The organism is Terribacillus saccharophilus (assembly GCF_002272075.1).
In the GTDB taxonomy this organism is placed as follows: Bacteria; Bacillota; Bacilli; order Bacillales; family Amphibacillaceae; genus Terribacillus; species Terribacillus saccharophilus_A.
This window is the reverse complement of sequence record NZ_NPBJ01000064.1, coordinates 1-284: the sequence shown is the minus strand read 5'-3', so window position 1 is coordinate 284 and position 284 is coordinate 1. Positions and strand designations below refer to the sequence as shown.

Sequence of the window (284 nt, the reverse complement as noted above, 5' to 3'; positions counted from 1 at the left end):
CCTTATCACCCATGGTCTGACTCCCAAAGTAGATTGATTGGCATTCGGAGTTTGACTGAATTCGGTAACCCGATGAGGGCCCCTAGTCCAATCAGTGCTCTACCTCCAACCATCATCCTTTGAGGCTAGCCCTAAAGCTATTTCGGAGAGAACCAGCTATCTCCGTGTTCGATTGGCATTTCACCCCTACCCACACCTCATCCCCGCACTTTTCAACGTGCGTGGGTTCGGGCCTCCAGTCAGTGTTACCTGACCTTCACCCTGGACATGGGTAGATCACACGG

At 52.5% G+C, this 284-nt stretch carries 1 rRNA gene; it reads right to left on the bottom strand.

Annotated features, from left to right (window positions below):
• Positions 1-284: ribosomal RNA gene (locus CHH48_RS19215) — 23S ribosomal RNA — on the bottom strand; the annotation flags it as partial.